Source organism: Aquabacter cavernae, assembly GCF_003993795.1.
Classification (GTDB): Bacteria; Pseudomonadota; Alphaproteobacteria; order Rhizobiales; family Xanthobacteraceae; genus Aquabacter; species Aquabacter cavernae.
Map to the genome: position 1 here is coordinate 230955 of NZ_RWKV01000016.1, position 22268 is coordinate 253222.

Here is a 22268-nt window from a genome sequence, read left to right on the forward strand (position 1 = left end):
AAGAGGGGGAAGGTATGAGCGAGATCCGTTATTCCAAGGACCATGAATATGTGCGGATCGAGGGCGACATCGCCGTCATCGGCATTTCCCACTATGCCCAGGAGCAGCTCGGCGACGTGGTCTTCGTCGAACTCCCGGGCGTTGGCGACACGGTGGCCCAGGGCAAGGAAGCGGCCGTTGTGGAGAGCGTGAAGGCCGCGAGCGAAGTGTTCGCGCCCGTCTCCGGCGAAGTGGTGGAAGTAAACGGCGCGCTGGAAGGCACGCCCGCCACGGTGAACGAGGATGCGGAAGGCGCCGGCTGGTTCCTGAAGGTGCGCCTCACCAACCCCGCCGAACTGGACGGCCTCATGAGCGCCGCCGCCTATGAGGATTTCCTCAAGACCATTTCCTGAGATCCCGGAGCCAAGCCCGCATCATGCGCTATCTCCCTTTGACCCCCGAGGACCGCGCCGAGATGCTTGCCCGCATCGGCGCGGCCGGGGTGGACGAGCTGTTCGCCGACATTCCGGCGGACAAGCGCCTCGCCGCGCTGCCCGACCTGCCGCTCCATAAGAGCGAGTTGGAGGTGGAGCGCACCCTCGCCCGCCTCGCGGCGCGCAATGTGCCGGCGGGCTCCGTGCCCTTCTTCGTGGGGGCGGGCGCCTATCGCCACCATGTGCCGGCGACCGTGGATCATCTGATCCAGCGCTCGGAATTCCTCACCTCCTACACGCCCTACCAGCCCGAGATCGCCCAGGGCACGCTGCAATATCTGTTCGAGTTCCAGACCCAGGTGGCGGAGATGACCGCCATGGAGGTGGCCAACGCCTCCATGTATGACGGCTCCACCGCCGCCGCCGAGGCCGTGCTCATGGCCCACCGCGTCACCAAGCGGAACAAGGCGGTGCTGGCGGGCAATCTGCACCCCCATTACCGCGAGACCATCGCCACGGTGTGCGCCCATGCGGAGCAGCCTCTGGTGAGCCTGCCCCCGGCGCCCCAGGGCGAAGACGATTTGCTCGGCGCCATCGACGGCACGGTGTCCTGCGTGGTGGTGCAGAGCCCGGACGTGTTCGGCAATCTGGTGGACCTGAAGCCCATCGCCGAGAAGGCCCATGCGGCGGGCGCGCTGCTCGTCGCCGTGTTCACGGAAGCGGTGTCGCTGGGCCTCGTGGAGCCGCCGGGCGCCCAGGGCGCGGACATCGTGGTGGGCGAGGGCCAGTCCATCGGCAATGCGCTGAATTTCGGCGGTCCCTATGTGGGCCTGTTCGCCACGCGCCAGAAATTCGTGCGCCAGATGCCGGGGCGCCTCGCGGGCGAGACCGTGGATGCGGAAGGGCGGCGCGGCTTCGTGCTCACCCTCTCCACCCGCGAGCAGCATATCCGCCGCGAGAAGGCCACCTCCAACATCTGCACCAATTCCGGCCTCTGCGCGCTGGCCTTCACCATCCACTTGTCGCTGCTGGGCGAAAAGGGGCTGACGCGGCTTGCCCGCCTCAACCACGCCGCCGCCTGCGACCTTGCGGACAAGCTGGCCGCGCTCGACGGCGTGGCGGTGCTCAATTCCAGCTTCTTCAACGAATTCACCATCCGCGTGCCCGGTTCGGCGGCGGACGTGGTGGAGACGCTGGCCGCCAAGGGCATCCTGGGCGGCGTCCCCTATTCCCGCCTCGCGCCCGAGGCCGGGCTCGACGATCTCATCCTCGTGGCCGCCACGGAGACCACCACGGCAGACGACCGCATGGCCTATGCCGCCGCGCTGAAGGAGGTGCTGGCATGACGGCGCCCCTCGACGCGACGCGCCCCCTCTCCCGCTTGCGGGGGAGGGAGGGGGAGCGGGCCTGCGCCCTCCCCGCCTGCGGGCCGTCATCCCTTTCGTTCCGGCCTTTCCCCCTCCCTAGCCCTCCCCCGCAAGCGGGAGAGGGAATCCGGGCGCGCGCGGACGCTGCCCTTGTCACCGCATGCCAGGAGGTTCGCCCATGAACCGCGAAGGACGTGGCGCGACGGCGCCCATGGACACCCTGTCCCCCGCCCCCACCACCTTCACCGGCAACCGGGCGCTGGACTTGGAAGAGGGCCTGCTGTTCGAGATCGGCCGCGCCGAGGTGACGGGCATCGATCTGGAGGAGCCGGAGGCCTTCTCTCCCCGCCTCGGCGGGCTGGAGCGCACCGCCCCCCTGCCCCTGCCCGGCCTCGCCGAGCCGGAGGCCATGCGCCATTATGTGCGCCTCTCGCGCATGAATTACGGGATCGACAGCGGCCTGTTCCCGCTGGGCTCCTGCACCATGAAGCACAATCCCCGCCTCAACGAGCGCATGGCGCGCCTCGCCGGGTTCGCGGACGTGCATCCCCTCCAGCCGGTCTCCACCGTGCAGGGCGCGCTGGGCGTCATCGCCGAATTGAACCGCTGGCTGCTGGAATTGACCGGCATGGCGGCCGTGGCCTTCACGCCCAAGGCGGGCGCCCATGGCGAACTCTGCGGCATGATGGCCATCAAGGCCGCCCATGCGGCCAAGGGCGAGGCGCGCTCCGTGGTGCTGGTGCCCGAGAGCGCCCACGGCACCAACCCCGCCACCGCCGCGCTGCTGGGCTATGAGGTGAGGTCCATCCCCGCCCGCACGGACGGGACCGTGGACGCCGAGGCGGTGAAGGCGGCGCTGACGCCGGACGTCGCCGCCCTCATGCTCACCAACCCCAACACCTGCGGCCTGTTCGAGCGGGACGTGGTGGCCATCGCGGCGGCGGTGCATGAGGCGGGCGCGTATTTCTACGCGGACGGCGCCAATTTCAACGCCATCCTGGGCAAGGTGCGCATCGGCGACCTGGGCGTCGATGCCATGCACATCAACCTGCACAAGACCTTCTCGACGCCCCATGGCGGCGGCGGGCCGGGCGCGGGTCCAGTGGTGCTCTCTCCCGCGCTCGCCCCCTTCGCGCCGGTTCCGGCGCTGGTGGCGGACGCGGACGGACTGCACCTGAAGGAGCAGGACGAGGGTGGTACGTCGCTCGGGCGCATGAGCGCCTTCCACGGGCAGATGGGCATGTTCGTGCGCGCCTTGTCCTGGATGCTCTCCCACGGCGCGGACGGCATGAAGCAGGCGTCGGAAGATGCGGTGCTCTCGGCCAATTACATCCGCGCCTGCCTCATGGACCTCATGAGCGCGCCTTACGCCGAACGCCCCGCCATGCACGAGGCGCTGTTCGACGATACCTGGCTGGAGGGGACGGGGCTCACCACCCTCGACTTCGCCAAGGCCATGATCGACGAGGGCTACCACCCCATGACGGTCTATTTCCCGCTGGTGGTGCACGGGGCCATGCTCATCGAGCCGACGGAGAGCGAGAGCAAGGCGTCGCTCGACCTGTTCATCGGCGCGCTGCGCGACCTCGCCATGGCCGCCAAGGCGGGGGACAAGGACCGTTTCCAGGGCGCGCCTTATTACGCGCCTCGCCGTCGCCTGGACGAGACGCGGGCCGCCCGCTCCCCCGTCCTGCGCTGGACTCGTCCCGCGCCGGTGCCACGCGCCGCGGAATAGCGTCCCCTATCCCCTGCCGCGCTTCTGGCGCGGCAGGGCGATGACCAGAAGTCCGGCCAGGATGAGGGCCATCCCCGCGATCCGCAGCGGCGGAAACTGCTCGCCCAGGACGAGGGCCGCCGTCACGGTGCCGGTCAGCGGCACCAAGAGGGAAAAGGGCGCCACGAGCCCGGCGGGATAGAGCTTCAGCAGCTTGCCCCACATGGCGAAGCCGAACAGGGTCGCCGCCACCACCAGATAAGCCAGCGTCCACAGCCCCTCGAAAGACGGGGCGAGCAGCGCCGCGCTTATGGCCGGCCAGCCTTCCACCGTCAGCGACAAGACCAGCGCCGGTAGGATGGGCACGAGGCTCAGCCACACCACCAGAGCGAACATGTCCGCGGGCGGCGCGCGGCGCACCAGCACATTGCCGATGGCCCAGCTCAGCGCCCCCAGAAGGCAGAAGCCCAGCCCCGCGAGTGTCATGTCCCCGCCGACGCTGGCACCGATGAGCAGGACGCCGAGAAAGGCGACGCCGGTGCCCGCCATCTGTCGCGCGCTCGGCTTCTCGTGCAACACGAGGGTCGCGATGAGGATGGTGAAGAAGGCCTGCGACTGAAGCGTGAGCGAGGCAAGGCCCGGCGGCATGCCGTTGGCGACGCCCCAGAACAGGAAGGCGAACTGGCCGAGGAACCAGGTGAGCCCCATGGCGAGCATGAGGCCCAGCGGAATGCGCGGGCGCGGCACGAAGAAGACCGGCAGCGCCGCCAGCAGGAAGCGCAGCGTGATCAGCAGGAGCGGGGGATAATGATCCAGCCCCTTGCGGATGACGACGAAATTCAAGCCCCAGACGATCGTCACCAGGACGGCGAGGGCGATGTGGCGGGGCGCCATGGAAGGTTCCGGCAGGCAGGACGGACCAGCGCGGCCCGCATGGGCTCTCCATAGGCCAGCGGCGCGCTGGCCTCAAACGACTTTCCGTGAACCCACCCATCGCCCCACGCGATAAGTGTTACTCAGTCCGCGCCCGGTTCCGCCAAAGGCAGGGGGATGGTGGAGGGCTGGGGCACCGGCACGGAATAATATTTCCGCTGGGTGATGGAGCCGGTGGCGAACGGTCCCGCCGAGGGGCCCGTCTCCGGCGCGTAGGACCGCCCCCCCGCGCCGTAGGATTGGCCCGGAAGCGACGACATGGGTCCCGGCGGGCGCAGCGTGTTGGGCTGCGGCACCGCGCCCGGCGGCATCAGCACCGGCTGGTTGGGATCCCCCGACGCGGGATAGCCGCGCGGCGGAGAATAAGGCGGAGCATAGGACGGGCCGCCGGAATACGGGGGCGGAGCCACGGCCTGCGGCATCTGCTGCGCGGCAGGCGCCTGGGGCGCACCCGGGACAGTGGCCTCTTCCTCATCCTCCATCCCCTGCTCGGGCGGATGGGGCATGATGTCCATGGGCGCGCCCAAAGGCGCATTGGACGGCGCGCTCACCGGCGCCGGACGGCCCATGAGCGGGGGCGGCCCGGAGGGCGGGGCGACGCCGGGGAACGGGGCCGGGCCCGAAGGCGGCGCGATGCCCGGCGGATAGGCCCCAGCGGGCTGGCGCGCCATGAGCACCGGCGGCGGCATGGGCCGGGGCGCCGGCTGGCAGATGACCGGCCGCTTGGCACGGCGCATCAGGTCCACATGGATATGGTCGTAATGGTAGATGTTGGAGCCCGGCGCCAAAGTGGTGGTGAACACCTCGCAGGCGCCCGCCTGCACCTGCAGCAGGAAGCCGCGCGCATCCTGCGGTCCGCGCCAATTCTCCTTGATGGTGATGGTGCGCCCGTCGGCGAAGGTGAAGGAGCCGATGTCCAGGGCATTGCCGAAGGCATGCTCGGAAATCCGCGCGGTGGCGCTGCCGTTCATGCCGCGGCAGGAATAGGACGACATCTGCTTGATGCCCACCACCGGCTGGCCCATCCAGGCCATGGCGGCGGGCTGCACCACATTCTCCAGCCAAATATTAAGGTCGCGGATCACCGGGCAGGCGAGCGTCGCGCGCGGCGACACTTCCACCGTGCCCTCGCCCAAAGCCGTCACGCGGAAGGGATGCTCCATGCCGCAGGCGCCGCGCCCGTCAATGGCGCTCATGGGCTCCACATAAGCGGAAACGGTCACGCCTTTTTCGGCGAGGCACTTCTCCTCCGCCTCGGCGCGCCAGGGCTCCCGTCGGTCGAACATATCGAAACGACAGCCCGACAACAGGAGCCCCACGCAGACGAGCGGGGCTACGAGATACCTGAATACACCGCGCGTCATGCCCTCAGCATGGGCGGGGGTGGTTGAGATGGGGTTAAGGACGATCGCCTTCCGGGGATGTGGCCCTTATTTCCGCGCCGGCTGTCTTGCGCACGGCGAAGCGAGCCGATATAGAGCGACCTCCCGGCGGATGGGCGCGTAGCTCAGCGGGAGAGCACTACGTTGACATCGTAGGGGTCACAGGTTCGATCCCTGTCGCGCCCACCATCCGCACCCTTCCCGGCAGCCTGCATTGGCAGAGCGCCCTCAGATGAGGACGCCCGAGCCTGCCGCGCTGGTGAAGTCGAGCTGGACCACGAGATCGTTATAGTCCTGGTCCCCGCCGCCATAGAGGTCTTCCCACCCCCAGGTGTTGAGGCCGTAATTCCACAGATGCGCCACCTGCTGCCCGTCCACCGTCTCATTGGCGGCGGCGAAGGCGTAATAGGTATGGGCGGTGCCGCCCGTGGGAGCATTGGTGAGGATCATGGCGATGATGTCGCCCTGGTCCACATCCAGCAAAGTGGACTGGGCATATTGGCCGAAGCCGGGACCGTGGAGTTGCGTGCCGCCGTCCGCCAGTTCATAGGCCCGGCCCAAAGCGAGGGCGCCGTAGCCCGCCTCCCCAGGCCGCACCCCGCCGATGATGCCGCCGAGATCGTCCACCTTGTAGAAGGTGACCGAGAGGCCGTCGCTGGCCCCGCTCTGGCGCACGCGCACCACCGCCTCCGCATCGTCCAGCCCGCCCGCATTGGCCGCGATGGCCACGGGGCGCGCCAGTTCCATGGCGCTGGTGCCCGATGAGGTGACAAGGTCCACGAAGCCGTAATCCAGGCTGAGGCTGGACTGGGGCGCCGTGGTGCCGAGCCCTCCGATGACCGCAGACAGGGACGCGCCGACCCCGGCCCACGCTTCCTGGGGCCGGGCCTGGGACAGGCCGTCGAACAAGGTGACGAGGCCGGGATCGAAATCGTCCTGCAAAACCTGCTGGGCGAACTGGCGCGACCAGGCTTCCGGCGCGGCGAAGACGCCCGTGGCGGAATAGGTCTGCAGTCCGATGGTGACATCATAAGAACCCGTGCCCGCAAAGACGGGCTGGAGCAGCAGCGCCTGCTCCGCCCCGCTCTGGAGCCCGCCGACACCATCGGAGACCGCGAGCGCGGGTGCGTCCGACCAGATCTGGGCATGGGTGATGGCGGAAAGCGCGCGCGCCAGCAGCACGCCGTTGGGCGTGCCGAGGCCCGATACGAGGTCGTAGCCCGGGCCCGCCGAATAGCCGATGCCCAGCGGGGTGATGTCGTCCGTGCCGCCGTCGCCGTCGGGCGTGTGGATGTCGCCGCCATAGACGAAGGTGCTGGTATTGTTGCCCACCCGCACATCGTTGAAGGCGGCGGGCGCGATCACGGCCGCGTTGTAGAGCAGGTCCGTCATGTAGCCGAGGGAATAGGGCAGCCCCTGGTCAGCCAGGATGGCGTTGATCTGGAGCCCCAGAGAGGCCCAGAGCGGCGTCGCGGCGCTGGTGCCGAAGCCGCCCTGCTCGAAGGTCTCCATGTCACTGCTGGGCAGGTTGTAGAACATGTTGCCGCCGGCCAGCGCCGACACGTCCGGCGAGCCGCGCCCCGTGCCGGAGGAGGCGCCCAGCCCCTGCGGGTTCAGCCCGAACGCCTGCTGGTAGGACGGCACGCCTTGCGTGATATCCACGCCCCCGCCCGTGGTCTCGTTGGTGACATAGCCGGGATCGAGATGGGCGCCGGAGAGCCGATACTGGTTCCAGACCGTCTCCATGAAAACCGAGAGGTCGGCCGCATCGGTGGGCAGGGTCTTCAGCCCGCCCGCCACCAGGGCCGCCAGGGTGGTCTTGTCCAGCGCGCGGGCGGAGGCGACATAGTCCGCGAGGGTCGCGTCCGCCTGGGCCGAGACCGGCGTGCTCAGCGAACTGCCGCCCACCACCACCACATAGGGGCTGGTATTGTTCTGCCAGACATTGGTGAGGCCGTTGCCGATCTGGGCACTGGAGCCGCCGTCGGAGGCGTCGTTGAACATGGTGATGCCGCGCAGCGCGGCGTCCACGAACAATTCCCGGTAGGCCACATAGAAAGGCGAGCCGGGCGCGGGGGACATCTCGTCGGTCCAGGACGAGGAGAGCACGGCGGGATTGTTGACCGTGTCCCAGATCGCCCCCTGATAGCCGGTGAAATTGCTCTGGTTCGCAAGGCCGGGCCCGCTATAGAGCGCCATGTCCGCACTGGGATTGACCGCCGCCGCCACGCCCACGTCCAGCGAGCGCTCGCCCGCCCGGTCCCAGGAATCCGCCCAGGGTGCCGAATTGCCCACCTGGAAGACGCTGCCGCCAGAGGTGAACCCGGCCCCGAGCCGGAACTGGTCCAGGAGGGTCTGGAAATCGGCGGTGGCATCGAGCGGCAGCGCCGCCCCCACGGACGGCTCCACCAGCCCCAGAAGCCCCAGGGACAAGGTCGTGTCGCCGGAAAGCGGGAAATTATAGAGGTCGGCGATGGTGTTGGCGTAGTAGCTGACGGCCTCGTAATCGAGGCTCGTGGCATTGCCCGGGCTTTGCGGGCCCTGGCCCAGCGTCACGCCCGTGCCCGTGCCGGTCTGGCTGGGGATGTTGAAGACATCCACCCACAGGCCCTTCACGAGGTCGCCCCAGGCATCCGGCAGATTGAGATTGCCCTGCCAATAGACAGCCCAGGGATCGTCCGCCGTGCCGCCGACCCAATGCAGGCGCTGGCCCGTGAGATCGAAGAATTCCTGTGGTGTCAGGCTGACCCAGACGGTGCGGGCTTCCGCCGTGTTCACATAGCCGCTGCCCGTGCCTTCCGGCGTGATGCCCCGATCGGCGAGGCCGTTCACCACCGCATTGTAATGGTCCTGCCGCCCGCCATAGAGGTCCCAGAGGGTTCCATCGGCATTCAACTCCGCCAAAGCCTGCTGGCGGCCGGCCCAGTCCAGCGCGAGGAGCGCCGCCGGATTGCTCGCCCGGTCGATCACCAAGGCGAGGTTCAGGGTGATGTCGGCGGCGAGGCCGTATTCATGGCCGGTATCGAACCCGAAGGCCTCCGGCACGGTCTCCGCGTTGTTGTACCGCCAGGCAACGAAGTTCAGATAGGAGGAGTTGGCGATCTCGACCATGTCTCATCTCCCGCTTCTGGGGCAATCCATCGAAGCGTGTACGCAATATGCGCGGCAGACAAGCACGGATCCGGCGGGAAACCAATGGATGGCCGGCACAGTGTCCCCGTGCGGGGAGATGCGCACCGCCGAAAGCTGAAGCTCAAGACTTCAGATAGGCGTCGAACTCATCGCGATAGTCGGGATGCCAGCGCGAGAGCGGCGGACGGTTATGGGCGAGATCCCCCGCTGCCCACAGGATGCGCTTCTCGTCCATGGCGCGCGTCACGTCATTGTCCGGGCACAGCACATAGAAGTCGCCCGCATCCACCCGGCCGAGCATGAAGTCCACGGTCTCGTCCGCCGTCCAGGCTCCGGCGGGCTTCTCGGTGCGCCCGCGCACCGCCAGGGGCGTGAAGACGAAGCCGGGGATGAACAGATGCGCGCGCACCTGGCAGTCCGGCCGGTTGCGCAGGTCGTGCTCAAGCGCCTCGGTGAACACCTTCACCCCGGCCTTGGAGACATTGTAAGCCGGGTCGCCGGGCGGCGTGGTGATGCCCTGCTTGGAGCCGGTATTGATGACGAGCGCCGGCGACCCTTGAGCGATCATGCCGGGCAGGAACACCTGGGTCCCCTCGATCACCCCGAACAGGTTCACGTCGAGGATACGGCGCCAGTCCGCCCCGTCGGACAGGACGGCGGAGCCGGGCTGGATGCCCGCATTGTTCATCAGCACGTCGATGCGCGAAAAACGCGCGCGCACCGCGCGCTCCAGCCGCTCCAGGTCCGCGCGGCGGCTCACATCCGCGTCAATGGCGAGCACGTCACCGCCGATGAGGTCCGCGGCCGCCTGGAGCCGGTCGGCGCCACGGTCGGCGATGCACACCTTCATGCCGAGCGCGGCAAAACGCTGCGCGGCCGCAAGTCCGAGCCCCGAGGCACCGCCCGTCACCACCGCCACGCGGTCCTGGGAAAGGGCGGGATGGGCATAGGGCGATGTCATGGGCGCGCTCCGGTCGGGGTCGGTGCGAACAAGAGCGCCCTTGCGCCCGCCGCGCAAGGACGGGATAGAGTCCCCCGCACACAAGCACGGCACCGCCCGGCGGGCGAGGGCCGCACCAGTCCCGGAGAGCCCCATGTTCATCGCCATGAACCGCTTCAAGGTGAAGCCCGGATCGGAAGCCGAGTTCGAGCGCATCTGGCGCGAACGGGACAGCCATCTCTCCAGCGTCCCCGGCTTCGTCGCCTTCGACCTCCTGAAGGGCCCGACGAAGGAGGACCATGTGCTCTACGCCTCCCATACCCTGTGGCAGAGCAAGGCGGACTTCGAGGCCTGGACCCGCTCCGACGCCTTCCGCGCCGCCCATCGCAATGCCGGGGGGACCAAGGTGAGTTATCTCGGCCATCCCGAATTCGAGGGCTTCGAGAGCATCCTCTCCCAGACCGCCGGCTGAGGGGCGCATGCCGCAATCCCCCTCCACTCCCGCAGCGCTTCCGCCCGAGCATCCCAAGGCCCCGTTCGGGCGGATTGGCGTGCTGCTGGTCAATCTCGGCACGCCCGAGGCGACCGACTACTGGTCCATGCGCGCCTATCTGAAGGAATTCCTCTCCGACCGGCGCGTGATCGAGGCCAATCGCGTGGTCTGGTGGCTGGTGCTGAACCTCATCGTCCTCACCAAGCGGCCGGGGCCGAAGGGCAAGGACTACGACACCATCTGGAACAAGCAGCGCAATGAGGGGCCGCTGAAGACCATCACCCGCGCCCAGGCGGAGAAGCTGTTCGCCGCCATCGGCCCCGGCGATGACCGTATCGTGGTGGACTGGGCCATGCGCTACGGCAAGCCGCCCATCGCCGAACGCCTCGCCGCCCTCCAGCAGCAGGGGTGCGAGCGCATCCTCATCGTGCCGCTCTATCCGCAATATTCCGCCGCCACCTCGGCCACCGTGTGTGACAAGGCGTTCGACGCGCTGAAGACCATGCGCTGGCAGCCCAGCATCCGCGTGGCGCCGCCCTGGCATGACGACCCGGTCTATATCGAGGCGGCTTGCGCGTCCCTCAAAGGCCATCTGGCGGCGCTGGATTTCGAGCCCGAGGTGATCCTCGCCTCGTTCCACGGCGTGCCCCAGTCCTACCTTCGGAAGGGCGACCCCTATCACTGCCAGTGCGTGAAGACCGCCCGGCTCATGCGCGAGCATCTGGGCTTCAGCGAGGAGCGCTTCCGCCTCACCTTCCAGTCGCGCTTCGGCAGCGAGGAATGGCTCCAGCCCTATACGGACAAAACCGTGGAGGCCCTGGCCAGGAGCGGCGTGAAGCGGCTCGCCATCGTCAATCCCGGCTTCACGGCGGACTGCCTGGAGACGCTGGAGGAGATCGGCGGCGAGAACCGGGAAATCTTCCTGCATGCCGGCGGCGAGAAATTCGCGGCCATCCCCTGCCTCAACGACACGCCCGACGGCATGCGGGTGATCGAGGCTGTGGTGCGGCGGGAGCTGATGGGCTGGGTGGGATAAAAGCGCCCCGTCACCCCGCAATCCCCTCCCCCGCACGCGGGAGAGGGGCGCACGGCGGACCAGAAGCTCACAGGTCCAGGTCCACCCGCACCAGGGTCGGGTCATCGCTGCCCGCGCGCACCGTGAAGCCGAGATCCTCCGCCACGCGCAGCATGGCCTGGTTCTCGCGCAGCACGTCGCCATAGACCTTCTTCATGCCCTGCTGGCGGGCATAGTCCAGGATCTGCGTCATCAGGCCGAAGCCGAGGCCCCGCCCCTTCTGGTCCGAGCGCACCATGATGGCGTATTCGGCGACCTCGTTGTCCGGGTCGGCGATGACATGCACCGCGCCCACGATCTCCCGCTCGTCATTGACCGCCACCAGCGCCATTTCCCGGTGATAGTCGATCTGCGACAGGCGGGCCGCCATGAGATGGGGAAAGTCCTTCAGCGCACCGAGGAACCGCATGCGCACGTCGGCGGGCGCGGAACGCCGCACCATCTCCACGAGGCCGGGCTCATCCTCCGGCCGGATCGGCCGCAGCTCCAGCGACTGCCCGTCCGAGACCGTGATGCGACCCACAAGGCGCGTGGGATAGGGCCGGATGGCGAAGCGCCGCGTGCCGACGCCGTCGGATTCGTGGGCGACGATGCGCGCATCCAGTGCGATCACCCCGCTCGCGTCCGCCAGCAGCGGATTGATGTCCAGCTCCGTGATCTCCGGGATGTCGCCCAGCAGGTCGGAGATCTTCACCAGCGTGGCCTCGATGGCCTCGAAATCCGCCGGGGGCCGGTCGCGATAGCCCGCGAGGCGCTTGGCGACACGGGTGCGCTCGATCATCTCGCGCGCCAGACGCCGGTTGAGCGGCGGCAGCGCCACCGCCCGGTCCGCGATCACCTCCACCGCCACCCCGCCCTCGCCGAACAGGATGACAGGGCCGAAGGTGGCGTCGTTGGAGATGCCGACGATGAGTTCCTGGGCCTGCGGTCGGTGGATCATCTCCTGCACCGTGAAGCCCTCGATGCGGGCGTCCGGCCGGCGCTGGGCCACGGTCTCCAGCATGGTGCGGGCCGCCTCCTCCACCGCCTCGGGCGAGCGCAGGTCCAGCCGCACGCCGCCCACATCGGTCTTGTGGGAGATGTCGTGGGAGAGGATCTTGAGCGCCACCGGGCGGCCGATCTCGGCGGCCTGACGGGCGGCATCCTCCGGGGACGTGGCCCGGCGGGTCGCCACCACCGGAATGTCATAGGCCGCGAGCACGCCCTTGGCCTCGAACTCGGTGAGGGTGGTTCGCCCGGCCGCCACCGCCGCCTGCACGATCTCCCGCGCCTTGGAGCGGTCCGGCTCCTCGAAGCCGCGCGCGGGCGGGGTTTCCATGAGCAGCGTCTGGTTGCGCCGGTAGGAGGCCAGATGCACGAACGCCTGCACCGCCTCGTCGGGCGTCTCGTAGGTGGGAATGCGCTTGGCCGCGAACCGGCGGCGCGCCTCGGCCACCGCCGTCTCGCCCAGCCAGCAGGTGAGCACGGGCGCGCCGGGGCGCTGCGCCAGCGTATTGATGACCGCGTCCGCCACCTCGGTGGAATCCGCCACCGCCGTGGGGCAGTTCAGCACCAGCACGGCGTCCGAGCCGGGATCGGACAAGAGGACGGACAGGCTGTCCGCGTAGCGCTTGCCCGGCGCGTCGCCGATAATGTCCACGGGGTTGCCCCGCGACCAGGTGGAGGGCAGCACCTTGTCCAGCGCCTCCACCGTGGCGGGCGCGAGGCTCGCGATCTGAACCGGCGTGCCTTCCAGCGCGTCGGTGGCCAGAACGCCAGCCCCACCGCCATTGGTGAGGATGGAGAGCCGTTCGCCCTTCAGGCGCAGGCCGGATGAGAGCGTGGTGACCGCCTCGAACAGCTCGCGCAGCTCATAGACCCGCAGCATGCCCGCGCGCCGGAAGGCGGCGTCATAGACGATGTCGGAACCGGCAAGCGCGCCGGTATGGGAGAGCGCCGCCTTGGCACCCGCGGCGCTGCGGCCGGACTTGATGACGATGACCGGCTTGGTGCGCGCCGCGATGCGCCCGGCCGACATGAACTTCCGGGCGTCCGTGATGCTCTCCACATAGAGCAGGATGGCCTTGGTCTGGCTGTCGAGGGCGAGATAGTCCAGCAGGTCGCCGAAATCCACGTCCGCCATGTCGCCCAGCGAGGCGATGTGGGAGAAGCCGAAGCCGCGCGCATGGGCCCAGTCCAGAACGGCGGTGGCCATGGCGCCGGACTGGGTGACGAAGGCCACGTCCCCCTGCTTGGGCATCACATGGGCGAAGGACGCGTTGATGCGCGGCTTGGTGGAGATGAAGCCGATGCAATTGGGGCCGACAATGCGCAGCAGATGGGGCTTCGCCGCATCCAGCATCTGCTGGCGCAACTCCCGGCCTTCCACCTTGTCGCCCTCGCCGAACCCGGCGGTGATGACCACCGCCGCCCGACACCCCTTCGCGCCCAGTTCCGCGATCACGCCGGGAATGGCATCGGGGGGCGTGGCGATAACCGCGAGATCCACCGGGATGGGGAGATCCGCGACGCTGGCATAGTTCAGGGAGGAGCGGATCGCCCGCTCCTTGGGGTTCACGGTGAGGATCGGCCCGTCGAAGCCCGCCTCGAACAGGTTGCGGGCGATGACCGAGCCCACGGAGCCGGGCCGGTTGCTGGCGCCGATGAGGGCGATGGAGGACGGGTGGAACAGCGCGTCGAGATTACGGGTCGTCATGTGCGACTTACCTTCCTCGCTTCGCCCGCCGGGGGCTGCCTCGCTTCGCCCGCCGGGGGCTGCCTCGCTTCGCCCGCCGGGGGCTGCCTCGCTTCGCCCGCCGCGGGCTGCCTGGCTTGCCCCCTGCCGGGGCCTGTGCCTCTGCGTGCCTCCTCCGGCCGCGTGCCGCTTTGATGCGGCGCAACATGAGCCGGCTCAAATCTCCTTCATACGGATGAACGCCATCCCGCCGGTCAGTGCTTGAAGTGGCGCACGCCGGTGAACACCATGGCGAGGCCCGCCGCGTCGGCGGCCGCGATCACCTCATGGTCGCGCATGGAGCCGCCCGGCTGGATCACCGCCGTCGCTCCCGCCTCCACAGCCGCCAGCAGGCCGTCGGCGAAGGGGAAGAAGGCGTCGGACGCCACCACGGAGCCGTTGGTGAGCGGCTCGGAGAGGCCCGCCGCCTCGGCGGCGTCCATGGCCTTGCGGGCGGCGATGCGGGCGCTGTCCACCCGGCTCATCTGCCCCGCGCCCACGCCCACGGTGGCAAGGTCACGCGCATAGACGATGGTGTTGGACTTCACATGCTTCGCCACGCGGAAGGCGAAGCGCATGTCCGCCAGTTCGCGATCGCTGGGCGCGCGCTTGGTCACCACCTTCAGCTGCATCTCGTCCACGCTGGCCGCATCGCGGGACTGCACCAGCAGGCCCCCGGCGACGCTGCGGATATTGAGGCCCGGCGCCTTGGGATCGGGCAGGCCGCCGGTGAGCAGGAGGCGCAGATTCTTCTTCGCGGCGATGATGGCGATGGCCTCCTCGCTGGCGTCCGGGGCGATGATCACCTCGGTGAAGATCTCCGTCATGGCCCGCGCCGCTTCGGCATCCAGCAGGCGGTTCACGGCGATGATGCCGCCGAAGGCCGAGACGGGGTCGCAGGCCAGCGCCTTCTTGTAGGCCTCTTCCAGCGAGCCCCCCTCGGCCACGCCGCAGGGATTGGCATGCTTCACGATCACCACGGCGGCGGTGCGCGCCGGGGCGAACTCAGCCACGCACTCGAAGGCGGCGTCCGTGTCGTTGATGTTGTTGAAGGAGAGCTGCTTGCCCTGCACCTGCCGGGCGGTGGAGACACCCGCGCGCTGTTCCGAGGTGGTGTAGAAGGCCGCCGTCTGGTGCGGGTTCTCGCCGTAGCGCAGTTCTTCCTGCAGCTTGCCCCCCACGGCGCGGTAGGCGGGCGCGGTCAGCTTCAGCTGGTCGGCGAACCAATTGGAGATGGCCGCGTCATAGGCGGCGGTGCGGGCATAGGCGGTCTGGGCGAGGCGGCGGCGCAGCGCGCCCGTGGTGCCGCCATGCAGCTCGATGTCGTGGATCACCGCGTCATAATCTGCCGTGTCCACCACAACGGCCACGTCGTGATGGTTCTTGGCCGCGCCCCGGATCATGGAGGGGCCGCCAATGTCGATATTCTCGATGGCGGTCTCGAAATCAGCGCCGCGCGCGATGGTGGCCTCGAACGGATAGAGGTTCACCACCACCAGATCGATGGGGACGATGCCGTGCTCGGCCATGGAGGCCTGGTGGCCCGCATCGGCGCGGATGGCGAGGATGCCACCATGTACCTTGGGGTGCAGCGTCTTCACGCGCCCGTCCATCATCTCGGGAAAGCCGGTCAGCTCGGACACGTCCATCACGTCGAGGCCGGCCTCGGCGATCGCCTTCGCGGTGCCGCCCGTGGAAATGAGCTGCACGCCATGGCGCACCAGCGCCTGCGCGAAGGGAATGAGGCCGCTCTTGTCGGACACCGAGATCAGGGCACGGGTGACAGGACGGACATCGACGGGCATCGGGCTGAACTCCTCAAAAAGGCTGGCCCGGCCTATCACGGCGCGCGGCGCGCGTCACCCGGCGCGGCGCGCGCTCCGCCCATGCCCCGGGCGCGGCTCTTCGCTGTCGCGGGTGCGCACCAGCGTCCAGAGGAGTCGCGGGGCCTCGGGGAGCGCGGCCGTCACGGACAGCTGGAGCGTGCGGCGCGGCCCGTCCGGGGCGGCGAGATAGACGCTCTCCTCAATCTGCACCGTCTGGCCGGGAGCGACGAACGCCCAGGTCTCCCCGCCCGGCACCAAGATGAGCATGGTGGAGGGATCGTCCAGCCGCTCCACCTCGATGGCGGGGTGCAGGTGGAAGCGGGCCGTATAATTCACTTTCTGCAGCGTCTCCCGGCCGGGCGCGGGGGAGAACAGGTCTTCCCCGTCCAGCCGCGCACCGTCCGGCGCGAGCCGCCAGGAGCGCTGGTGCAGCACGCCGAAGGGCTCGGCATAGCCATCCTGCCGCGCGCGCACCAGGATGGCGCCGTCCCGCCCGCCCCGTTGCACGCTCACCTGTCGCGGGCCGGAGACGATGGGCGTGCCCACCGCCTTGGAGAGCCGCCCTGCCTGGAGGAAGCGGCAGGAGGAGGTTTCGCCCACCACCACCGTGGAATGGGCGGCCGTCGCCCGCGCCGCCTGCCGCCAGCGGTCGCGGTTCACATCCGTCATGCCGCAATTGACGATGATGCGGTGCCGGCCGCTGGACATCTCGAAGGCGAGGCAGGAGGCATGGGCCTCCCCCGAAACGGAAAGCGGCGGGGGCGTGCCGGTATCGGCGATTACCACCGTGCCCTTGGCCTCCAGGCGCTGGAAACCCGCATGGGGGGCATTGGCCACGGGCGCGCCGCGCGCATCGTCATAGGCGAGGATGGTGGCGAGCTGGTCCGCCGCCGTATGGCTCATGCCGTGGAACAGCGCGAAGGCGCCGTCGCCGTGCCGGAAGAAGCGCAGCATGGGCATCATGCGGTCGATGGCGTTCATGAGCGCGGGCGGCGCGGGCTGGTTGCGCGCGGCATAGGCATGGCGCAGCGGCAGCAGGTCGAGCAGCAGCGCGATCAGCATGCCGGGGCTGCGGCTCAGCGGCCCGCCATCGGGCAGGATCTGCCGGTCCAATTCCTCCACGAGGCGCTTCTGGGCGGCCCGCAGCAGGCGCGACTGGTCGGACATGCACAGGCCCGCAAAGACCAGCGCCACCAAAGCGAGAAGGCGCGGATAGCCGTCCGGCGCGTCCGACACCGCCCGGCGCAGCGCGCGCACCTGCCGGGCCAGGGAGCGCATGAAGCGCTTGTAGAAATCGTGGTCGGCGTCCTGGAGCACGAAGGGCGCCTGGGTGAGCCAGGAGATGATGCGCCGGGCCGACACGTCCGAGCGCGCCGCCACCTGCCGCGCCACGCCGGGATCGCGCATCCAGTCGCCCACCAAGGCGCGGGCATTGGCGCGGGCGATGGTGGTGCCCGCCGCGCGCATGTGGCGCAGCCAGCCGAAGCCGTGCAGCACCTCGGCCCATTCCTCGGAGGGCGGCTCCAGCTCGAAGGGGCTCTTGCCCTCCAGCATGGCGATCTTGCCCGCGAAGGCGAACCGCCCCGCATAGATCTCGCTCGCGCGGGTGGGATCGCCGGTGCGCAGATCCTGGGGGGCGATGACCAGCCGCTCGGGCACCGGGACGGTGACATTGCCGAGCGTGAGCGGCGGGGCGGGCGTGCGGGAGAGCAGCGAACGCAAAGAGCGCCCCGCGAGAAAGGCCGCGAGGCGCAAGCGTTCTGCCATGGCTCCCCGGGTCATTCCGAGTTGACCGCCCTCAATTGCGTTTGCGCAGGCGGGCCGCGAAGAAGCCATCCAGGCCGGACCGTTCCGGCTCCCCACGCACCCAGTCACAGGGCAGAGTGCGCAAATCACCTTGAGGAGTGATGAACGCCGCAAGCGCGGCATCATCTTTCTCACCGAGCGGCAGGCGTTCCATGTCGGAATTGCGCGCCAGCAGGGCCTCTATTTGCCCTTCGCCCTCCTCCGGCTCCAGGGAGCAGGTGGAATAGACCAGGGTGCCGCCGGGCCGCAGCAGGCTCACCGCCCGGTCCAGCAGACGCGCCTGGAGGAGCGTGAGCGAGGCGATGTCGCCCGGCCCCTTGGTCCAGGCGATGTCGGGATGGCGCCGCAGCGTGCCGGTGGCCGAGCAGGGCGCGTCCAGCAACACCGCGTCGAACGGGCCGCCATCGTACAGCGTGGCATCCGCCTCAGCCACCTCGGCGGTCAGCCTCAGGCGGACCAGATTCTCCCTCAGCCGCCGCAGGCGCGGGCCGGAGCGGTCCACCGCCACCACAGCGGCCCCGGCCTGCGCGAGCTGAGCGGTCTTTCCGCCCGGCGCCGCGCACAGGTCCGCTACCCTCAGGCACCGCACATCGCCCAACAGCCGGGCGGGCAGCGCGGCGGCCGCATCCTGCACCCACCAGTCGCCGTCGTCGAAGCCCGGCAGCGCACGCACTTGCCCTGCTTCCAGAATGCGGACGCTGCCGGTGGGCAGCACTTCGCCCGAGAGGCGTTGCGCCCAGCCTTCGGGATCACTCTTCACCGTCACGTCCAGGGCCGGCTGGTGCGCATTGGCGGCGGCGATGGCGCGGGCCTTCTCCTCCCCATAAGCGGCGATCCAGCGCGCGCGCAGCCAGTCGGGCGTGTCGGTGAGGAAGGGGTCGAGGGCGGCGAGGCGCTCCTTCCCTTCCCGCGCGAGGCGGCGCAGCACCGCATTCACCAGCCCGGCGAAGCCGCCCGTGGTGCGGTCATGGCGGGCGATCTCCACGCTGAGGCCCACGGCGGCATGGTCCGGCACGTCCATGAACAGGATCTGCGCGCCACCCGCCAGCAGCAAAGCCTCCAGCTTGGGGGCCGACTTGGGCAGGCCACGCTCCAGGAGCTGCCCGATCACCGCGCGCAGCGAGCCGAGGCGCCGCAAGGCTGTGGCGAGGATGTTGAAGGCCAGCGCCCGGTCCCGAGGCTCCAGGCCCGGCACGTCCTGCAACGCCTCGTCGAGGGGCACGCCCCCGCGCAGCACGCGGTCAAGCGCATCGGCGGCGAGCAGACGGGGCATGAAGCCCGGCGGCTCGGCGGAGGCGCGGGGACGGGACGCGGAGCCGGGCGCGGAGCCGGGCTTTCCTGGGCGGCGGGGCGTAGTCATCCCACGCAGGTAAGGCCCCGCGCGGATTTAGGCAACCGCTTCCCCTTCCAGCAGCCCCGCGAAGCCGCTCCGCGCCTCAGCCCCAGGGGCCCCGGCGCCGGTCGCTATCGGCCCCCTGCCAGGGTCCGCGTGGCGGCGTCGGTTGCGCGTTGGGCATGGCGTAACCCGGGGCGCGCCCCATGGTCTGGGCCAAGGCCTGCAAGGCGGCGATGCGGTTCTCGGTGGCGGGGTGGGTGGAGAAGAGATTGTCCATCCTCTGCCCCGACAGGGGGTTGATGATGAACATGTGCGCGGTGGCGGGGTTGGCCTCCGCCTCGTAATTCTGCACCTGATGGGTCGCGCCGGAAATCTTCGCCAGAGCCGAGGCGAGCGCCAGCGGCTGGCCGCAGATTTCCGCGCCGGTTCGGTCCGCCACATATTCGCGCGAGCGCGAGATGGCCATCTGCACCACCATGGCCGCGAGCGGCGCCAGGAACACCATGAGGATGGTGCCGATGGCCCCGAACGGCGAGCCGTTATTCTCCCGGTTCCCGCCGCCGCCGAAGAACAGGCCGAAATTGGCCAGCATGGAGATGGCGCCCGCAATGGTCGCGGTGATGGTCATGGTGAGCGTGTCGTGATGCTTCACATGCGCCAGTTCGTGCGCCATGACGCCCGCCACCTCATCGCGATTGAGCATGTGCAGCAGGCCCGTGGTGGCCGCCACAGCCGCATTCTCCGGATTGCGCCCGGTGGCGAAGGCGTTGGGCTGGGGATTGTCGATGATGTAGACCTTGGGCATGGGCATCTGGGCCCGCGCAGCCAGGTCGCGCACCATATGGACCAGATCGGGCGCGGTGCGCTCGTCCACTTCCTGCGCGCCGTACATGCGCAGCACCAGCTTGTCCGCGTTCCAATAGCTGAACAGGTTCATGCCCGCCGCCACCAGGAAGGCGATCATCATTCCGCTGGTGCCGCCGATGGCGAAGCCCACCACCATGAACAGGGCGGTCAGACCCGCAAGCAGGATGGCCGTCCTCACATAATTCATTCCGTCCTCCAAACGGCAGGTGCCGCGATATCCGGCGATCCGGCTGAAAGCTCCGACGCCGCTGCATTAAGGATGGGAAGGCGGGGCTGGTGCCGCAAGGGGAGGAGGCACGCCCGGACGAAGCCGGAACGCCATCCCGCCCACGATTCGGACACGATGCGTTCCCCACCCGTACCCTTTGCCGGATCAAGGTCGTCCCGGTTCGGGACGAGAGAGCGGGGCGGCAAGAGCCGTGCGGCCGGACTGGCACGGAGCAGGAACACCGCGCGGCCCGCGATTCGGACATGATGCGTTCCACGCCCGTACCCTCTGCCGGGCCAGGGTCGTCCCGGTTCGGGACCGAGGAGCGGAACCGCCAGAGCCGTGTGGCGGGACTGGCACGGAGCAGGAACACCGCGCGGCCCGCGATTCGGACATGATGCGTTCCGCACCCGTACCCTCTGCCGGACCAGGGTCGTCCCGGTTCGGGACGACGAAGCGGAACGACTGGAGCAGCACGGCGCGACAGGCACGGAGCGGGAACACAGCACGGCTCACGATTCGGACATGGTGCGTTCCGCTCCCGTACCGCATGCGGAATCGGGGCCGTCCCGGCTTGGGACACGCCTCAGGGCGCGGCGGGGGCTGCGGGCGCGCGGGGCGGCCAGGAATGATCGTCCGCACGCCCCATGACGGGCGCGAGGGGGGAGCCGTCCTTCAGCACGCGGCTGCTCTCTCCCGCCAGCGCGGAGACCGGCACCACCGGTGACGGAGCGGGTGCCGCGCTGCCTCCCGCCAGAATGCTCGCCCGGCGCGGGCTGTCGGAGAGGGATTGGGCGGGCAGCGTGCCGTCCGGAAGGGGCTGGCCGCCCGGCCCGTCCGTCTTGGCGGGATCGCTGAGCAGGCGCGTCACCTCTTTCTGGGTGAAGAAAGCCAGCTTGCGCCCGCCCGCCTTGGTGAACTTCATCCCGTCATTGGTACGCAGGCGGCGACGCTGGCCGTCCACTGCGGCGCCGAACACCGCATACTTGCCTTCCTCGTCCACGAAGCCATCCCAGACCGGCACGAAGGTGGCGCCGGCCCGTGCCGCATGGGTGCGCAGCAGATCGTTGAGCTTCTCATAGGAGGCGGAGGTGGCCGTATTCTGGACCGGCGCGGTTCCCACCACGACGATGCTCCCCGCCCCGCGTTGGCGCAGGGCTGCCAGGACCTCGTCCAGACGGCGGCCATATAATTCGTTCCAGCGGTCGGTTAGCGGCTCAACCATCTGGTCCCCGTCCCGCAGGGGGCGAAGGTCGTTGGAGCCCACCACGAGAAGGGTGGCGCTGGGCCGGGAGGCCGTCACCGCCTCGGGAATGCGGGTCATGAGTTCCGGCCCGGCGGCCTGCTCGGGCGGCAACACGCCCAGATCATCGTCGGTGCGCGCCACCACGGCCGGATTGGCGCGCCCGGTGACATAGAGATCGGCAAGGCCCTGGGCCAGTTGCGTGCCGAGGCCGTCGCCGATGACCAGAACGAACTTTTCCGGCGCCTGCTTCTTGCCCTGGGCGGCGGCATCGGCGCTGTCATAGACCACGCCGTCCGGCTCGGGCGGAGGCTTCTTCGGCGCGGGCGCCTGCTCCGGGGGCTTCTGCGGATTGAACAGGGTCCACCCACCGAACAAATTGAACGGATTGTTTTGCGGCACATTGGCCGGCGGCCGGGGCACCATGCCCGGCGGGCGCAGCACATCCTGCGCCCAGGCGGGGCCGTCTCCCCCAGCACTGAGTGTCACCGCGCAGGCCAGCACCACGCAGGCCAACGCCTTGCGGGCGGCGCGGGCAACCGTGCGCGGAGCACAGGTCAGGCTCATCGGGGTCATGCGAACGGCCATGCTCATGGATGCACAGATGACATGAGCATGCGGGCCGTTTCAAGACGGCAGAAGCCGAGAGACACGCCGGGCGCCGTCGTGGCCGCGATCAGCGCAGGGGGCTGTCTGACGGACAGGTCCCGGACCGGGCAATGCAGACTTCACGTCCGGAATGCATCGGATGCGGCGGAAGCGGATCAGGGAAAAAGGCCCGAAGGCAGGCAGGACATTTCACCGCTCTGGCGGAATACTG

General features: G+C 69.3%; 15 protein-coding genes and 1 tRNA gene. 6 read left to right on the forward strand and 10 right to left on the reverse strand.

Annotated features, from left to right (window positions below):
* The first annotated feature begins 14 nt into the window (after positions 1 to 14).
* The 3 genes from gcvH to gcvPB all read left to right on the forward strand — a co-directional run bounded on the left by gcvH (position 15) and on the right by gcvPB (position 3515).
* Entirely contained in the window at positions 15 to 392 is a 378-nt protein-coding gene (gene gcvH, locus EJJ38_RS16820) for a glycine cleavage system protein GcvH (RefSeq protein WP_127091335.1), read from the forward strand.
* 23 nt (positions 393 to 415) lie between these two features.
* Positions 416 to 1759 carry an aminomethyl-transferring glycine dehydrogenase subunit GcvPA gene (gene gcvPA, locus EJJ38_RS16825; protein WP_127091337.1) on the forward strand — a complete coding sequence of 448 codons (1344 nt, stop codon included), beginning with the start codon at positions 416 to 418 and terminating at the stop codon, positions 1757 to 1759.
* Between the two features lie 199 nt (positions 1760 to 1958).
* Positions 1959 to 3515 carry an aminomethyl-transferring glycine dehydrogenase subunit GcvPB gene (gcvPB, locus tag EJJ38_RS16830; protein WP_127091339.1) on the forward strand — a complete coding sequence of 519 codons (1557 nt, stop codon included), beginning with the start codon at positions 1959 to 1961 and terminating at the stop codon, positions 3513 to 3515.
* 6 nt (positions 3516 to 3521) lie between these two features.
* On the opposite strand, the gene EJJ38_RS16835 is transcribed toward gcvPB, so the two are convergent.
* Complete coding sequence (locus EJJ38_RS16835) at positions 3522 to 4388, reverse strand: EamA family transporter (RefSeq protein ID WP_127091341.1); 867 nt, start codon at positions 4386 to 4388, stop codon at positions 3522 to 3524.
* A gap of 122 nt (positions 4389 to 4510) precedes the next feature.
* Complete coding sequence (locus tag EJJ38_RS20700; protein WP_245454297.1) at positions 4511 to 5713, reverse strand: extensin-like domain-containing protein; 1203 nt, start codon at positions 5711 to 5713, stop codon at positions 4511 to 4513.
* Between the two features lie 210 nt (positions 5714 to 5923).
* On the opposite strand from EJJ38_RS20700, the gene EJJ38_RS16845 reads away from it, so the two are divergent.
* Positions 5924 to 5998 (forward strand) — tRNA-Val (locus tag EJJ38_RS16845).
* 39 nt (positions 5999 to 6037) lie between these two features.
* Here EJJ38_RS16845 and EJJ38_RS16850 read toward each other — a convergent pair.
* Together EJJ38_RS16850 and EJJ38_RS16855 are read right to left on the reverse strand one after the other, a co-directional pair.
* A complete protein-coding gene (locus EJJ38_RS16850) occupies positions 6038 to 8920 on the reverse strand; it encodes a DUF4114 domain-containing protein (RefSeq protein ID WP_127091345.1) in 2883 nt (960 codons plus the stop codon).
* Between the two features lie 142 nt (positions 8921 to 9062).
* A complete protein-coding gene (locus EJJ38_RS16855) occupies positions 9063 to 9902 on the reverse strand; it encodes an SDR family oxidoreductase (protein ID WP_127091347.1) in 840 nt (279 codons plus the stop codon).
* Positions 9903 to 10035: 133 nt separating this feature from the next.
* Here EJJ38_RS16855 and hmuQ point away from each other — a divergent pair, with 133 nt between their 5' ends.
* Together hmuQ and hemH are read left to right on the forward strand one after the other, a co-directional pair.
* Positions 10036 to 10353, forward strand: coding sequence for a heme-degrading protein HmuQ (gene hmuQ / locus EJJ38_RS16860; RefSeq protein ID WP_127091349.1), 318 nt, complete (start codon positions 10036 to 10038; stop codon positions 10351 to 10353).
* Between the two features lie 7 nt (positions 10354 to 10360).
* Positions 10361 to 11410, forward strand: coding sequence for a ferrochelatase (hemH, locus tag EJJ38_RS16865; RefSeq protein WP_127091351.1), 1050 nt, complete (start codon positions 10361 to 10363; stop codon positions 11408 to 11410).
* Between the two features lie 67 nt (positions 11411 to 11477).
* Here the strand turns inward: hemH and EJJ38_RS16870 are convergent, their stop codons facing one another.
* The 6 genes from EJJ38_RS16870 to EJJ38_RS16895 all read right to left on the reverse strand — a co-directional run bounded on the left by EJJ38_RS16870 (position 11478) and on the right by EJJ38_RS16895 (position 22024).
* Positions 11478 to 14144, reverse strand: coding sequence for a bifunctional acetate--CoA ligase family protein/GNAT family N-acetyltransferase (locus EJJ38_RS16870; protein ID WP_127091353.1), 2667 nt, complete (start codon positions 14142 to 14144; stop codon positions 11478 to 11480).
* 233 nt (positions 14145 to 14377) lie between these two features.
* Positions 14378 to 15967 (reverse strand): bifunctional phosphoribosylaminoimidazolecarboxamide formyltransferase/IMP cyclohydrolase, encoded by a 1590-nt coding sequence (gene purH, locus EJJ38_RS16875; protein WP_127091355.1) that lies wholly within the window; start codon positions 15965 to 15967, stop codon positions 14378 to 14380.
* Between the two features lie 54 nt (positions 15968 to 16021).
* Complete coding sequence (locus tag EJJ38_RS16880; protein ID WP_245454298.1) at positions 16022 to 17755, reverse strand: heparinase II/III family protein; 1734 nt, start codon at positions 17753 to 17755, stop codon at positions 16022 to 16024.
* A gap of 31 nt (positions 17756 to 17786) precedes the next feature.
* Positions 17787 to 19067, reverse strand: coding sequence for an RsmB/NOP family class I SAM-dependent RNA methyltransferase (locus EJJ38_RS16885; protein WP_127091358.1), 1281 nt, complete (start codon positions 19065 to 19067; stop codon positions 17787 to 17789).
* A 163-nt stretch (positions 19068 to 19230) separates the two neighbouring features.
* Positions 19231 to 20184, reverse strand: coding sequence for a zinc metalloprotease HtpX (htpX, locus tag EJJ38_RS16890; RefSeq protein WP_127091360.1), 954 nt, complete (start codon positions 20182 to 20184; stop codon positions 19231 to 19233).
* Between the two features lie 607 nt (positions 20185 to 20791).
* Positions 20792 to 22024 (reverse strand): SGNH/GDSL hydrolase family protein, encoded by a 1233-nt coding sequence (locus EJJ38_RS16895; RefSeq protein WP_164738553.1) that lies wholly within the window; start codon positions 22022 to 22024, stop codon positions 20792 to 20794.
* Between the last annotated feature and the right edge of the window lie 244 nt (positions 22025 to 22268).